This window comes from Methylobacterium aquaticum, from assembly GCF_016804325.1.
Taxonomy (GTDB): Bacteria; Pseudomonadota; Alphaproteobacteria; order Rhizobiales; family Beijerinckiaceae; genus Methylobacterium; species Methylobacterium aquaticum_C.
In genome coordinates this window covers 1,121,464-1,136,860 of sequence record NZ_CP043627.1, presented here as the reverse complement: position 1 = coordinate 1,136,860, position 15,397 = coordinate 1,121,464, and the positions used below count along the sequence as shown (strand labels likewise).

The 15,397-nt window shown below is 71.1% G+C and carries 9 protein-coding genes and 4 pseudogenes; 12 read left to right on the top strand and 1 reads right to left on the bottom strand.

Annotated elements, in window-relative coordinates:
* Positions 1–99: 99 nt before the first annotated feature.
* The 10 genes and pseudogenes from F1D61_RS04980 to F1D61_RS04935 all read left to right on the top strand — a co-directional run bounded on the left by F1D61_RS04980 (position 100) and on the right by F1D61_RS04935 (position 11,292).
* Positions 100–752 (top strand): annotated as a pseudogene (locus F1D61_RS04980) (class I SAM-dependent methyltransferase).
* Between the two features lie 70 nt (positions 753–822).
* The gene (locus tag F1D61_RS04975; protein ID WP_203156761.1) at positions 823–1,584 is read left to right on the top strand and encodes a TVP38/TMEM64 family protein; all 762 of its coding nucleotides are present in this window, start codon (positions 823–825) and stop codon (positions 1,582–1,584) included.
* 174 nt (positions 1,585–1,758) lie between these two features.
* Positions 1,759–3,194, top strand: a pseudogene (locus tag F1D61_RS04970) (ATP-binding protein).
* A gap of 45 nt (positions 3,195–3,239) precedes the next feature.
* Complete coding sequence (locus F1D61_RS04965) at positions 3,240–4,136, top strand: LysR substrate-binding domain-containing protein (RefSeq protein WP_203156760.1); 897 nt, start codon at positions 3,240–3,242, stop codon at positions 4,134–4,136.
* A gap of 370 nt (positions 4,137–4,506) precedes the next feature.
* Positions 4,507–5,256, top strand: coding sequence for an SDR family NAD(P)-dependent oxidoreductase (locus F1D61_RS04960; protein WP_203156759.1), 750 nt, complete (start codon positions 4,507–4,509; stop codon positions 5,254–5,256).
* Positions 5,257–5,267: 11 nt separating this feature from the next.
* Positions 5,268–6,116 (top strand): transketolase, encoded by an 849-nt coding sequence (locus F1D61_RS04955; protein WP_203156758.1) that lies wholly within the window; start codon positions 5,268–5,270, stop codon positions 6,114–6,116.
* On the top strand, positions 6,113–7,144 hold the full coding sequence (locus tag F1D61_RS04950) for a transketolase family protein (RefSeq protein ID WP_203156757.1): 1,032 nt from the start codon (positions 6,113–6,115) through the stop codon (positions 7,142–7,144). Before F1D61_RS04955 ends, F1D61_RS04950 begins: the two co-directional genes overlap by 4 nt.
* Positions 7,135–8,046 carry an NAD(P)-dependent oxidoreductase gene (locus tag F1D61_RS04945; protein ID WP_203156756.1) on the top strand — a complete coding sequence of 304 codons (912 nt, stop codon included), beginning with the start codon at positions 7,135–7,137 and terminating at the stop codon, positions 8,044–8,046. Before F1D61_RS04950 ends, F1D61_RS04945 begins: the two co-directional genes overlap by 10 nt.
* 339 nt (positions 8,047–8,385) lie before the next feature.
* Positions 8,386–9,399, top strand: coding sequence for a TRAP transporter substrate-binding protein (locus F1D61_RS04940; RefSeq protein ID WP_203156755.1), 1,014 nt, complete (start codon positions 8,386–8,388; stop codon positions 9,397–9,399).
* A 13-nt stretch (positions 9,400–9,412) separates the two neighbouring features.
* Positions 9,413–11,292, top strand: a pseudogene (locus F1D61_RS04935) (TRAP transporter large permease subunit).
* Positions 11,293–11,378: 86 nt separating this feature from the next.
* Here the strand turns inward: F1D61_RS04935 and xseA are convergent.
* Positions 11,379–13,019, bottom strand: a complete 1,641-nt coding sequence (gene xseA / locus F1D61_RS04930; protein ID WP_432443207.1) for an exodeoxyribonuclease VII large subunit — start codon at positions 13,017–13,019, stop codon at positions 11,379–11,381.
* A gap of 91 nt (positions 13,020–13,110) precedes the next feature.
* Here xseA and purD point away from each other — a divergent pair.
* Positions 13,111–14,399, top strand: a pseudogene (gene purD / locus F1D61_RS04925) (phosphoribosylamine--glycine ligase).
* Between the two features lie 70 nt (positions 14,400–14,469).
* Positions 14,470–15,378, top strand: coding sequence for an alpha/beta fold hydrolase (locus tag F1D61_RS04920; protein WP_203156753.1), 909 nt, complete (start codon positions 14,470–14,472; stop codon positions 15,376–15,378).
* Positions 15,379–15,397 lie beyond the last annotated feature (19 nt).

The following is a 15,397-nucleotide window of genomic DNA, read 5'->3' as shown; positions in this document are numbered from 1 at the left end:
CGGGATGATGCGGTTTTTCAAAAGATTTCCAGCGGAAATCGTAGCACACACGCGCGCATCGACGCCCGCGCGACGATCGAACTCGGAGAGAAGACGGACATGCTGAGCGAGCCGCGAGAGGCGGGGCCCACCACCGCCTTGATGCGCAAGGCCTATGCGCGCTGGGCGCCGGTCTACGACGTGGTCTACGACAAGCTCACCGAGCCGGCGGCGCGGGACGCGGTCGAGGCGGCGCTCGCCGGCGGGCGGCGGATCCTGGAGGCCGGCGTCGGCACCGGCCTGTCCCTCGGCTACTATCCGAAGGATGCCGAGGTCTACGGCGTCGACCTGTCCGAGGACATGCTGAAACGGGCCAACCGCAAGGTGGCACGGCGCGGGCTCACCCACGTCAAGGGCCTCCAGGTCATGGATGTCTGCCGCCTCGGCTACGCCGACGCGAGCTTCGACGCGGTGGTGGCGCAGTTCCTCATCACCCTGGTACCCGACCCGAAGGCGCGCTGGACGAGTTCCTGCGGGTGACGAGGCCCGGCGGCATGATCGTGCTCGCCAACCATTTCGGCCAGGACCGCGGCACCGTGGCCAAGGTCGAGGAGATCGTCGCGCCGCTCTGCGAGAAGATCGGCTGGAGCTCGGCCTTCAAGGCCGCCCGGATCGAGGCCTGGACGAGGAGCCGCGGCGTGACCTTCCTGGGCGTGCGCCCGACCTTCCCGGGCGGGTTCTTCAAGATCCTGCGCATGCAGAAGCCCGGGTGAGCGCGCCGACCCGGCCGGACGGGTCCCCGTCCGGCAAGGCCCCTCCCCCTCGGAAGCCGGCCCGGAGGCCGTGGCGGCCCCGGCCTGGCGCGGCTGGCTGCGGGTGCTGCCGCTCGTCGCCCTGGTGGCCCTGTCGCTCGGGTTGCTCATCGGCGGCATCACCCGCTGGTTCAGCCTCGACCAGCTCCTCGCCTCCCGGGCCTATGCCAAGGCCTGGGTCGCCGAGGGGTTCTGGCGCGCCTATGCCTGCGCGTATCTCGCCTATGTCGGTACCGTGATCGTGTCGCTGCCGGTCTCGGTGATTATGACGACCCTGTGCGGCTTCCTGTTCGGGCCGGTCGCCGGCGCGCTGGTGTCGATCTCGGCCGCCACCACCGGCGCCGTCGTGGTGTTCTCGATCGGCCGCACCGCGGCGGGCGAGGTGCTGCTGCGCCGCGCCGGCTCGCGGCTCGGGCGCCTCGCCGAGGGCTTTCGCCGCGACGCCTTCTCGTACGTGATGGTCCTGCGGCTGCTGCCGGTCTTCCCGTTCTGGATGACCAACCTGGCGCCCGCGATCTTCGGCGTGCGGCTGCGCACCTTCGCGCTCGCCACCCTCATCGGCATCAGCCCCGGCGCCTTCATCTACGCCTCGGCGGGTGCGGGGGTGGAGACCGTCGTGGCGGCCCACCAGGCGGCGAAGGAAGCCTGCCTCGTGGCCGGCGGCATCGCCTGCGACGCCGCCCTGTCGCTGCGGGCGATCGTCACGCCGCAGCTCGTCGCCACCCTGCTCGGCCTCGGCGCCCTGGCGCTGCTGCCGGTGGCCTGGCGGCGCTGGCGCGGCCATCCCGGCTGAATCCCGACGCGATACGATCACGCGCAATTCGTTGGTCGGCGTCTGGATTTTTCCAGGTTCGGGAATAGCTTTCCCCGTTCTCCCCACGGGACGGGGAACGAGGCCGGCGAGCGGGCGAGTGATCCGTCGGCCGGGATGCCGTAGCATCGCCGGACAAGCAAGGATGTCGATACCGTGCAGTGGGCCGATGACGCGGCGAGCCAGGGTGGCCTCCGGCGTCTCGCCGGCCGGGTCGGGCTGTCCGGTCGCCTGCTCCTGCTCACGGTGGTGTTCGTCCTCATCGCCGAGGTGCTGATCTACGTCCCCAGCGTCGCGAGCTACCGGCGCTCCTGGCTCTCCGACCGGGTCGCCGCCGCCCAGGTCGCCGCCCTGGTCCTCGACGCCGCACCCCAGCAGCGGGTCTCGGACGACCTTGCCAAGCGCCTCCTGATGGGCGTCGGCGCGCAAGCCATCGCGCTGAAGGCCGGGGGGCGCGCCGCCTCCTCAACCTCACGCCGATGCCGCCGGAGGTGGGCGAGACCGTCGACCTGCGCGATTCCGGCTGGATCGACAGCATCGGCGGCGCCTGGCGCACCCTGACGCGGACGAACCCGCTGCCGCTGCGGGTGGTCGGCCACGGCATGGACGGGGTCGATTTCGTCGAGCTGGTCCTCGATCCCGCGCCCTTGCGCCGGGCGATGATCGCCTTCTCGGGACGCATCCTCGTCGCCTCGCTGGTGATCTCCGGCATCACTGCCGGCCTCGTCTTCCTGGTGCTGCAACTTTCGATCGTGCGGCCGGTACGGCGGCTGGCCCGCAACATCGCGACCTTCGCGGAGGACCCGGAGGACCTGTCGCGGCGGATCGCCCCGTCCTGGCGCAGCGACGAGATCGGCGCCGCCGAGACGGCGCTCGCCCGGATGGAGACCATCCTGTCGGACGAGCTGCGCCAGAAGCGGCGCCTGGCCGATCTCGGCCTCTCGGTGAGCAAGATCAACCACGAACTGAGAAATCTCCTCACCACCGCCCAGCTTCTCGTCGACCGGCTGGAGCACGTCGCCGATCCGGGCGTGCAGCGCGTGGCGCCCCGCCTCGTCGCGACCCTTGGCCGGGCGATCCGCTACTGCGAGGCGACGCTGGCCTATGGCCGCGCCGCCGAGCGCCCGCCCGAGCGCAGGGTGATGCCGCTGCGGCCGATCCTGCGCGACGCCCTCGACCTCGCCGGGCTGGCGCCGGGGGCCGCCGTCACCATCGAGGACCGCACGCCGGAGGACCTGATCGTCGATGCCGATCCCGACCAGCTGTCGCGGGTGCTGGTCAACCTGGTGCGCAACGCCGTGCAGGCGATCGGGCTCGCCGGTGCCAGCGGGGGCGCGCCGTGCGTGACGATCGAGGCGGAGCGCGTGGCCGCCACCGTCACGATCCTCGTCACCGACAACGGCCCCGGCCTGCCCGAGCGGGCCCGGGCCCACCTGTTCGAGGCGTTCCAGGGCGCGGGCCGCTCCGGTGGCACGGGATTGGGCCTCGCCATCGCGGCCGAGCTGGTGCGGCTCAACGGCGGGAGCTTGAGCCTCGACGAGACCCCCGCCGGCGCGCGGTTCCGGATCACCCTGCCCGACCGGGAGGGCTGAGCGGGACGGTTGCCAACCGGGCCGGTACGGCCGCATCGTCGCGTCATGTCCCTGCGCGTCCCCCTCTCCGCCGTGCGCTCCTTCGAGGCGGCGGCGCGCCGCCGCTCCTTCAAGGATGCGGCGGCGGAGCTGAACCTGACCGCGAGCGCCGTCAGCCACGCCATCCGCAAGATGGAGGCCTCGCTCGGCGTCACCCTGTTCGAGCGCCAGGGCCAGGGCGTGGTGCCGACCGCCGCCGGCGAGGCGTTGCTGGAACATGTGAGCCGCGCCTTCGACGAATTGCATCGCGGCCTCGATCTCGTGGCGGCCCGGGGTCCGCAACTCCTGCGCCTGCACTGCGCGCCGAGCCTCGCCGCGCAATGGCTGACGCCGCGCCTCGCCCGCTTCCTCGCCGCCCATCCGGGCTTCGAGGTGCGGCTTGCCGCCGGCATGGACTATGCCCGCTTCGTCGGCGACGAGTTCGATGCCGACCTCGTCTACGGTCCGCCCCGGGGCGAGGGCCTGGTGACCGTGCCGCTCTGCACCGAGACGGTGACGCCGCTCTGCGACCCCGCGCGCGCCGCCCGCATCCGCACGCCGGACGACCTCCTCGACCAGGTGCTGATCCAGAGCGACAACAAGCAGGTACGCTGGCCGCTCTGGTTCGCCCGCAACGGATTGCCGGCGCCCCGACCCTTAGGCGTCCGCTTCGACCGCAGCTTCCTCGCCATCGCGGCCGCCGCGGACGGGCTCGGGGTGGCGCTCGAATCGACCCTGCTCGCCGAGCGCGAGATCGCCAGCGGCCGCCTCGTTGCGCCGTTGCGGGGCATCGCGCAGGACATCACCTATGTCGGCCACCACCTCGTCTACCCGGCGACCACGCGGCGGCGCGCCCCGTTGCGGGTCTTCGCCCACTGGCTGGCGCAGGAGATGAACCTGGTGCTGCCGGAGGATCTGGCGTGAGGTGCAGGAATCGACTGCCCCACTCGCGACCTCATCCTGAGGGGTCAGTCGATCGAAGATCGGCCGACCTCGAAGGAGGGGTCCAGGGATCGCCGAGACTTCCGGAGTGCTCCTTCGAGGCTCCCTGACGGCCGCACCTCAGGATGAGGTGGCGGGTGGGAGAAGGAGGGGCATGCTGGCACGCCCAACCCCCGCCAGATGAATCCCATTCACCTCCACCTGCAATTTCTGCGTTTGCCCCGCCCCCTGCCCCGGGCACTCTGCCGGCAACGAAACGAGGGAGGAACCGTCGAGGACGGGCGGCGGAGCGGGGGTGGGACCCTGCCGCCGATGTCACTCCCTCGTGCCCGAACGAGACAGGGAGGACGACATGCTGCTGACCGACAAGGTGTGCCTGATCACCGGCGCCGCATCGTTGCGGGGCATCGGCCGCGCCACCGCGAAGCTGTTTGCGAGCCACGGCGCCAAGGTGGTGATCCTCGATCTCGATGCCGGCCAGGCCGAGGAGGCCGCCCGGGCGATCGGCGAGGGCCATCTCGGCCTCGCCTGCAACGTCACCGACAAGGCCGCCTGCCAAGCCGCCGCCGACGAGGTGGTTGCCCGCTTCGGTCGCATCGACGTGCTGATCAACAATGCCGGCATCACCCAGCCGCTGAAGTTCATGGAGATCGAGCCCGGCAATTACGACGCGGTGCTCGACGTGAACCTGCGCGGTACGCTCTACATGAGCCAGGCGGTCGTGCCGCAGATGCGCCGGCAGCAATCCGGCTCGATCGTCTGCATGTCGTCGGTCTCGGCGCAGCGCGGCGGCGGCATCTTCGGCGGACCGCATTACAGCGCGGCCAAGGGCGGCGTGCTGGGCCTCGGCAAGGCCATGGCCCGCGAGCTGGGTCCCGACACGGTGCGGGTCAACAGCATCACCCCCGGCCTGATCCAGACCGACATCACCGGCGGCAAGCTGACCGACGAGCTGAAGGTCGAGATCGCCAAGGGCATCCCGCTCGGCCGCCTCGGCGTCGCCGACGACGTCGCCAATGCCTGCCTGTTCCTGGCCTCCGACCTCTCCTCCTACATCACCGGCGCCGTCATCGACGTGAACGGCGGCATGCTCATCCACTAAGCGAGGCGACCATGCCCCCGATCGAACCCGGGCAGAATAGCCCGTCGCTGGCCGAGCGCGCCTACCGCATCCGCCGCAACGCCCTGCTGATGGGCGAGGTCCAGGGCCAGGGCTACATCGCCCAGGCTCTCGGCATCGCCGACGTGCTGGCGGTGTCGTACTTCCACGCCATGCGCTACCGGCCGGACGATCCGGAATGGGAGGGGCGCGACCGCTTCCTGCTCTCGATCGGCCACTACGCCATCGCGCTCTATGCCGCGCTCCTCGAGGCCGGGATCCTGCCCGAGGACGAGCTGACGAGCTACGGCGCCGACGACAGCCGCCTGCCGATGTCCGGCATGGCGGCCTACACCCCCGGCATGGAGATCACCGGCGGCTCGCTCGGCCAGGGCCTCGGCCTCGCGGTCGGCTTCTGCTTGGGGCTCAAGCGCAAGACGTCGGACTCTTTCGTCTATTGCCTGATCTCCGACGGCGAGCTCGGCGAGGGCTCCATCTGGGAGGGCGCCTGGTCGGCGAGCCACTGGAAGCTCGACAACCTGATCGCCATCGTCGACGTCAACAACCAGCAGGCCGACGGCCCGGCCTCGCAGGTTACCGGCTTCGAGCCGGCGGCGTCGCGCTTTGAGGCGTTCGGCTGGCACGTCCAGCGGGTCGACGGCAACGACATCGACGCCCTGGTCCAGGCCTTCGATGCGGCCAAGGCCTGCGCCGAACAGAAGCCCCGCATCATCATCTGCGACACCAAGATGGCGAAGGGCATCCCGTTCCTGGAGGCGCGCGAGCGCAACCACTTCCTGCGGGTGGAGCCGCAGGAATGGCAGGACGCGATCAAGATCCTGGATGCCGGGAGGCCCGCATGAAACGCTCGAAATACACGCGCCCGGCCTGGCTCTCCGAGGCCAATACGGGTGAGCGCCTGACCACCTCGGCGATGATCGCCTCGCTCGCCGGCCCCGACCAGCGCACCGCGCCGGCCCCGTTCGGCCACGCGCTGGCCAAGCTCGCCGAGGAGCGGCCGGAGATCGTCGGGCTCACCGCCGATCTCGGCAAGTACACCGACCTGCACATCTTCGCCCAGAAGCACCCCGAGCGCTTCTACCAGATGGGCATGGCCGAGCAGCTCCTGATCAGCGCCGCCGCCGGCATGGCGCGCGAGGGCTTCCAGCCCTTCGCCACCACCTACGCGGTGTTCGCGGCGCGCCGCGCCTACGACTTCATCTGCATGGCGATCGCGGAGGAGAATCTTAACGTCAAGATCGTCTGCGCCCTGCCCGGCCTGACCACCGGCTACGGCCCGAGCCACCAGGCGACGGAAGACATCGCGATCTTCCGCGGCCTGCCCAACATGACGATCCTCGACCCCTGCGACGCGCACGAGATCGCGCAGGCCGTGCCGGCCATCGCCGATCACAAGGGGCCGGTCTACATGCGGCTCCTGCGCGGCAACGTGCCCCTGGTGCTCGACGAGTACGGCTACACGTTCGAACTCGGGAAAGCCAAGACGATCCGGGACGGCAACGACGTCCTGATCATCTCGACCGGCCTGATGACCATGCGGGCCCTCGAGGCGGCGGATGCGCTGAGGGACGACAAGATCGACGTCTCGGTGCTGCACGTGCCCACGATCAAGCCGCTCGACACGCAGACCATCCTGCGCGAGGCCGGCAAGGGCGGGCGGCTGGTGGTGGTGGCCGAGAACCACACGGTCGTCGGCGGCCTCGGCGAGGCAGTGGCGGGGCTCTTGATGCGCACCGGCACGGTGCCGAAGGCCTTCCGCCAGGTAGGCCTGCCGGACGAGTTCCTGGATGCCGGCGCCCTGCCGACCCTCCACGACCGCTACGGCATCTCGACCGGCGCCATGGTGCGGAGCATCCGCGAATGGCTGTAGGCACTGCGCATCCCGTCGCCTTCGTGGGCTTAGGCTCGATGGGCCTGCCGATGGCCCGCAACCTCGTGCGGCACGGCTTTCCCGTGCGCGGCTTCGACGTGCGGGCGGAGGGGCGCAGCGCCTTCGCGCAGTCCGGCGGCACCCCCGCCGAGACGATCGCGGCGGCGGCGGACGGCGCCGGGACGCTGGTGCTGATGGTGGTCAACGCCGACCAGGCGGAGGCCATCCTGTTCGGGGCGGGCGCTCTGGAGCATCTGGCCCCGGATGCCGTGATCGTCCTGATGGCGACCTGCCCGCCGGCTTCGGTGGCGGCTCTCGCCAAGCGCGTGACCGCGACCGGCCGGGCCTTCGTCGACGCTCCCGTCTCCGGCGGGGTCGTCGGCGCCGAGGCCGGGACGCTGACGATCATGGCGGCGGCCCCCGCCGCCGTGATCGCGCAGGCGAGGCCGCTGCTGGAGGCGATGGGCGACAAGGTGTTCCATGTCGGGCCCGAGCCCGGCCAGGGCGCCACCATGAAGGCGGTCAACCAGCTCCTCTGCGGGGTCAACCTCGCGGCGGCGGCGGAAGCCCTGTCGCTGGCGGCCAAGGTCGGCATCGACGGCGCGACGGCGCTGGAGATCGTCTCGGGCTCGTCCGCGTCGAGCTGGATGCTGCGCGACCGCGGGCCCCGGATGCTGGAGGAGACCCCGCGGGTCACCAGCGCCGTCGACATCTTCGTCAAGGACCTCGGCATCGTGCTGGAAGCCGGGCGCAGCGAGAAGGCGGCCCTGCCGCTGGCCGCCCTGGCGCATCAGCTCTTCCTCGCGGCATCGGGCCGTGGGGCGGGCGCCGAGGACGACAGCCAGGTAATCGGGTCGTACCGGGCGCTCAACGGAATGCAGTCGTTCAAGCACACGACCTGAGCGCTGCAATGTTTTTCGCAGCGCGTCGCGCGCATCCCCTCTCCCCGCGGGCGGGGAGAGGGCTTCGATGACCTTGCCGTCATCGAAGCGAGGCGGCAGCCGATGGTGAGGGGGTGCCTCCGGACGAGACTCTTCCGGAAACACCCCCTCACCCTCGCTCCGGCGATGCCTCCGCTTCTTTCGCCCCCGACAAGGGGGCGAAAGCCTCTCCCCGCCCGCGGGGAGAGGGTAACACCCGCGCTTCACTCGGAATCCTGTAGCGACAGCTGCAGACGCAACCATCACATCCAGAGGCCGGCCCAACCGGCCCAGTTCCCCCCCATCCCAGAGGAAACCCCCATGAGCCACACCGTCTCCCGTCGTACGCTGCTTGCCGGTGCCGCCGCCTTCCCCCTGGCCACGGTCTTCACCCGGCCGGTTCGCGCTGCCGAGTTCGAGTACAAGCTCGCCACCGGCCAGGACCCGACCCACCCGGTCAACATCCGCGCGCAGGAAGCGCTGAACCGCATCCGCGAGGCCTCGAACGGCCGGCTCGACATCAAGCTGTTCCCGGCCAACCAGCTCGGCTCCGACACCGACCTGCTGTCGCAGGTGCGCAACGGCAGCGTCGAGTTCTTCAACCTCTCGACCTCGATCCTCTCGACCTTCGTGCCCGCCGCCGCGCTCCCCAATACCGGCTTCGCGTTCAAGGACTACGGGGATGTCTGGAAGGCGATGGACGGCGGCCTCGGGACATATATCCGCGAGCAGATCGCCAAGACCCCGATCCAGACCGTCTCCAAGGTGTGGGACAACGGCTTCCGCCAGATCACCTCGTCGACCCGCGAGATCAAGGCGCCGGAGGACCTGAAGGGCTTCAAGATCCGCGTGCCCCCGTCGCCGATGCTGACCTCGCTGTTCAAGGCGTTCGAGGCCGGCGCAGCGCCGCTCAACTTCAACGAGCTGTACTCGGCGCTGCAGACCAAGATCTTCGAGGGCCAGGAGAACCCGCTGGCGATCATCGCCACGACCCGGCTCTACGAGGTGCAGAAGACCTGCAGCCTGACCGGCCACGTCTGGGACGGCTACTGGATCCTCGGCAACAAGAAGGCCGTCCAGCGCCTGCCCGAGGACCTGCGCGCCCTCGTGACCCGCGAGCTAGACCGCTCGGGCGACGACGAGCGCGCTGACATCGTCAAGCTCAACGACTCCCTGGTGAAGGACCTCGGATCCAAGGGAATCACCTTCATCGACGTCGACCGCCAGAAATTTCGCGATGCGCTCGGCCGCACGACCTTCTACAAGGACTGGAAGAGCAAGTACGGCGACGCGGCCTGGGAGCACCTCGAGGCCGTCTCCGGCAAACTGGCCTGAGGGAGGCTGAGAGATGCATGTCGACATCGCGACGGAGACGCCGGCCTTGCCGGCGGCCTCCGCCAACCGCGCCTGGGCGCGCACGCTCGACAACGCCCTCGGCCCGCTGATCGAGATCCCGGCCGCCCTGCTGGTGGTGGCCGAGGTGGTGGTGCTGCTCGCCGGCGTCGTCAGCCGCTACGTCTTCCACGCGCCGATCGTGTGGTCGGACGAGCTGGCCTCGATCCTGTTCCTCTGGCTCGCGATGCTGGGCTCGGTGGTGGCGTATCGCCGGGCCGAGCACATGCGGATGACGGCTTTGGTCAGCATGGCCTCGGTGAGGACCCAGGCCTTCCTGGAGGCGGTGGCGCTCGCCGCCGGCCTCGCCTTCGTGCTAATGCTGCTGCATCCGGCCTACGAATTCGCGGCGGAAGAGGTCTTCGTCCAGACGCCGGCCCTCGAGATCACCAATGCCTGGCGCGCCGCCGCCCTGCCGGTCGGCTTCGCCCTGATGCTGGTGGTCGCGGCCCTGCGCCTGATCGAATGCGCCGACTGGCGCCACGCGGTCGGGGCACTCGCCGTCACGGCCCTCGTCATCGCGGCGCTCTGGCTCGCCGAGCCGGTGCTCCGAACGCTCGGCAACTGGAACCTGCTGATCTTCTTCGTGCTGGGCGTCGGTGCCCTCGTCTTCACGGGCGTGCCGATCGCCTTCGCGTTCGGGCTCGCCACCTTCGGCTACCTGATGCTGACGACGCGGGCCCCCGCCATGGTGGTGGTCGGGCGCATGGACGAGGGGATGAGCCACCTCATCCTGCTCGCCGTGCCTCTCTTCGTGTTCCTCGGCTTGCTGATCGAGATGACCGGCATGGCAAAAGCCATGGTGGGCTTCCTGGCGAGCATGCTCGGCCACGTCCGCGGCGGCCTGCACTACGTGCTGGTCGGCGCGATGTACCTCGTCTCAGGCATCTCCGGCTCCAAGGCCGCCGATATGGCGGCGGTGGCCCCGGTGCTGTTTCCCGAGATGAAGAAGCGCGGCGCCAAGGAGGGCGACCTCGTGGCGCTGCTCGCCGCCACCGGCGCCCAGACCGAGACCATCCCGCCCTCCCTGGTGCTCATCACCATCGGGTCGGTGACCGGCGTGTCGATCACCGCGCTCTTCACCGGCGGCCTGCTGCCGGGCGTCGTGCTCGGCATCACGCTGTGCATGCTGGTCTGGTGGCGCTACCGCGGCGAGGACCTGAGCCACGTCCGGCGCGCCACCAAGGGCGAGATCCTGAAGTCGCTGGTCATCGCCTTCCCGGCCATCGCGCTCCCCTTCGTCATCCGCGCCGCGGTGGTGGAAGGTGTCGCGACCGCGACGGAAGTGTCGACCATCGGCATCGTCTACGCGATCCTCGCCGGCCTCCTGATCTACCGCCAGTTCGACTGGCGCCGGGTCTACCCGATGCTGGTCTCGACCGCCTCCCTGTCGGGGCGATCCTGCTGATCATCGGGGCGGCGACCGGCATGGCCTGGGCGCTGACCCAGTCGGGCTTCTCGCAGAGCCTCGCCGTGATGATGAAGAGCCTGCCCGGCGGCGCGCTCGGCTTCCTGGTCGTCTCGGCGGTGGCCTTCGTGATCCTCGGCTCGGTGCTGGAGGGCATCCCGGCGATCGTGCTGTTCGGGCCCTTGCTGTTCCCGATCGCCCGCCAGGTCGGCGTGCACGAGGTCCACTACGCGATGGTGGTGATCCTGGCGATGGGCGTCGGCCTGTTCGCGCCGCCGTTCGGGGTCGGGTACTATGCGGCCTGCGCGATCAGCCGGATCCACCCGGATGCCGGGATCAAGCCGATCATCGGCTACATGACGGCCCTGCTGGTCGGCCTCGTGGTGGTGATCCTGGTGCCGTGGATCTCGATCGGTTTCCTGGGGTGATGCGATAGGGGTGTTCGCCGCCACCGTGGCGAACACCCCTGACAACGGGCCGCCACCATGCCCGGACAGCCCTACGGCCAGCCGCCTCACCTCTCGAACAGCGATCCCTGCAAGGCGTCCGCCTCGGGCGCCTTCTTCGCGTCGGTCCCGCTCTCCTTGCGCCGGGCCGCCCGGCGCGGGGCCGGTCGCGCCGGAGACGGCGGGGTCTCGGGCGGAGCCGCGCCATCGATCGTGGCGGCGACGCGCCCGTCGGCGAACTCGACCGTCACCTGCCCGGCCACCCGCGCCGCCTCCGCCGCGCCGACCGGTCGGCCGGAGCCGTCGAGCACCAGCGCGTAGCCGCGGGCCAGCACCGCGCGGTAGTTGAGGCTGGAGAACAGGGCGGTCGCCCGCGACAGGCGGCCCGCCAGCCGTTCGAGCCCCTGGGCCGGCGCCCGGTCGAGCCGGCGCGACACCCCGTTCAGCCGCTCGCCCTGCACCGCCAGCACCCGCTCCAGGGCGTGGCGCGGGCGATGGTCGATCGCCGCCAGGCGCTCGCGGGCGCGGGCGAGGCGCAAGGAGGGCGGGTTGCGGGCGAGCCCCTGGAGCGCCCGGTTGAGACGGTTTTGCGCGTCGCGGGCATTGGCAGCGAGGGCCGGCGCCAGGCGGGCTTCCGCCAGGTCGAGGCGCTGGCGCTTCTGGGCCAGCAAAGCCTCCGGGCCCGGCAGAGCGCGGGTCAGTCCCCGCAACTCGCCCCGGCGCTGGTCGACGAGGCGGATCAGCGCGCCGGCATGGCGCCGGCTCAGCGAATCGAGATCGGCCAGCAATTCGTGCAGCACCGGCACCGCCATCTCGGCGGCGCCGGTCGGGGTCGGGGCGCGCCGGTCGGCGGCGTGGTCGATCAGCGTGACGTCGGTCTCGTGCCCGACGGCGGAGATCAGCGGGATCGTGCTCGCCGCGGCTGCGCGGACCACGATCTCCTCGTTGAAGCACCAGAGGTCCTCGATCGAGCCGCCGCCGCGGGCGACGATCAGCACGTCCGGCCGCGGGATCGCGCCGCCGGGCTCCAGCGCGTTGAAGCCGTGGATCGCCGCCGCGATCTCTTCCGCCGCGCCCTCCCCCTGGACCCGCACCGGCCAGACCAGGACGGGGCGCGGGAACCGGTCGGCCAGCCGATGCAGGATGTCGCGGATCACCGCGCCGGTCGGCGAGGTGACGACGCCGACGACCGTCGGCAGGTACGGCACCGGCCGCTTGCGGGCGGCGTCGAACAGCCCTTCCGCGGCGAGGAGGCGCCGGCGCTCCTCCAGGAGCGCCATCCAGGCGCCGGCCCCGGCGGGCTCCAGCGAATCGACCACGATCTGGTAGGCGGACTTGCCCGGATAGGTGGTGATCCGCCCGGTGACCACGACCTCCAGGCCCTCCTTGGGCTTGTGGCGCAGCCGCAGCATCGTGCCCTTCCAGATCACGGCGTCGATCTTGGCGCCGCCATCCTTGAGGCTGAAATAGGCGTGGCCGGAGCCGTGCGGGCCGCGATAGCCCGAGATCTCGCCCTTGAGGCGCACATGCCCGAACGCATCCTCGAGGGTGCGCTTGAGGGCGGTCGCCAGTTCGGTGACCGACCATTCGGGCACGTTGGCGATCGGGGCGGAGAAGGCGGAAGCGGACATCGGGCGCGAAGCTACCGGCTTCAGCACAGCCGCGGAAGGCCGCCCTGCCGCTTGAGCGGGCGCGTGACCCCCGCGCATCAGTCCGGTTGCCGCCAGGAGTCGCCTTCCCTAAACGACCTGCCTTCCCTAAACGTCGCGCGAGATGTCAAGATTCCTGTCGGGACCGGCGATGCGCGACCAGCAAACCCTCACCCTCCTGCTGATCGGCTCCGGCGGGCGCGAGCACGCGCTCGCCTGGAAGCTGGCCCAGAGCCCGCTCTGCCGGCGCCTGCTGATCGCGCCGGGCAATCCCGGCACCGCGGCGCATGGCACCAACTTGCGCCTCGACGTGACCGACCACGACGCGGTGATCGCCGCCTGCCGGCAGGAGGGGGTGGATTTCGTGGTGGTCGGCCCCGAGGCGCCCCTGGTGGCGGGGCTGGTCGATGCGCTCACCGAGGCCGGCATCCGCGCCTTCGGGCCGAACGCCGCGGCGGCCCAGCTCGAAGGCTCGAAGGCCTTCACCAAGGAATTGTGCCGGGAGTTCGCGATCCCGACCGCCGGTTTCGCGCGATTCCGCACCGTCGAGCCGGCGCTGGCTCATCTGCGCGCCGGCCGCATCCCGGTCGTGGTCAAGGCCGATGGGTTGGCCGCCGGCAAGGGTGTGGTGGTGGCCGAGACCTTAGGCGAGGCCGAGGCCGCGGTCGAGACCATGCTGGGTGGCGGGATGGGCGCCGCCGGGGCCGAGGTGGTGATCGAGGAATGCATGGTCGGCGAGGAGGCGAGCCTGTTCGCGCTGTGCGACGGCACCCGCGCCGTGCTCCTCGGTACCGCCCAGGACCACAAGCGCGTCCATGACGGCGACAAGGGCCCGAATACCGGCGGCATGGGCGCCTATTCCCCCGCCCCGGTGCTGACGCCCGAACTCGAAGCCGAGGTGATGGAGCGGATCATCCGACCCACCCTCGACGGGATGCGGGCGCGGGGCACGCCGTTCTCGGGCATCCTCTATGCCGGGCTGATGCTGACGGCCGACGGCCCGATGCTGATCGAATACAACACCCGTTTCGGCGATCCCGAATGCGAGGTGCTGATGCCGCGCCTCGCCTCGGACCTGCTGCCGCTGCTCGCCGCCGCGGCCGGGGCGACCTGTCGGGCATCGAGCCCGAGTGGCGCGACGAGGTGGCGCTGACCGTCATCATGGCCGCGCCCGGCTATCCCGGCACCGTCGCCAAGGGCTCGGAGATCCGCGGCCTGTCCGAGGCGGAAGCCGCCGGCGCCCTGGTGTTCCAGGCCGGCACCAGGCGCGACGGCGAGCGGCTGGTCGCCGATGGCGGCCGTGTGCTGGCGGTGACGGCGCTCGGCCGCGACGTGCGGGAGGCGCAAGCCAAGGCTTACGCCGCCGTCGAGCGGATCGACTGGCCGGAGGGTTTCTGCCGCCGCGACATCGGCTGGCGCGCCGTGGCGCGGGAGACCTGAGCCGGGCTCCTGCGTTAGGCTCGTTACGTCCGCGCGGTGGCGCGGGCCAACGACCTGTGGGGAGCGCCCGATGCCCGCCGACCTGTTTCCCGGCTTCACATCGCACTGGATCGAGACACCGGACGGGCGCTTCTTCGCCCGGGCCGGCGGCGCGGAGGACGCCCCGCCGCTGGTGCTGCTGCACGGCTTTCCCCAGACCCATGCCTGCTGGCACAGGATCGCGCCTTCGCTCGCCCGTACCCACCGGGTGATCTGCCTCGACCTCAAGGGCTACGGCTGGTCGGCGGCGCCCAAGGGCGACCCCGCGCACGAGGCCTATTCCAAGCGCCAGATGGGCCGGGAGGTGGTCACCGTGATGGAGCGGCTGGGCCATGTCCGCTTCGGGCTGATCGGCCACGACCGCGGCGCCCGGGTCGGCTACCGCCTCGCCCTCGACGAGCCCGGCCGGATCGAGCGGCTCGCCCTCCTCGACATCCTCCCGACGGTCTCGCAGTGGCAGAAGATGGACCGGGAGCCCGGCGCCTACCCGCACTGGCGCTTCCTGGCGCAGGAGCCGCCGATCCCCGAGCAGGAGATCGGCAAGGCGCCGATCCCCTATTACGAGGACCTGCTGCGGCTCTGGACCGCGTCGGGCACCCTCGACGCCTTCGCCCCCGGCGCCCTCGACCTCTACCGCCAGAGCTGGAACGTGCCCGAGCGCATCCACGCGAGTTGCGAGGATTACCGCGCCGGGGCCGGCCCCGACCGGGCCGCCGACGAGGCCGACCTCGCGGAAGGGCGCCGCCTCGCCGGCCCGGTCCTGGTGCTGGTCGCCGACCGCTTCGTCGGCCGCGACGGGCTCGACCCGGTGCGCCGGGCCTGGACCGGCACCTTCGCGCCGGAGGACACTACCTTCGAGAGCGTCCCGTCCGGCCACTTCCTCGCCGAGGAGAATCCGCAGGCGACGCTGACCGTGCTGGAGCGGTTCCTGGCCACCTGACCGGAGCCCCGCGCCGCGC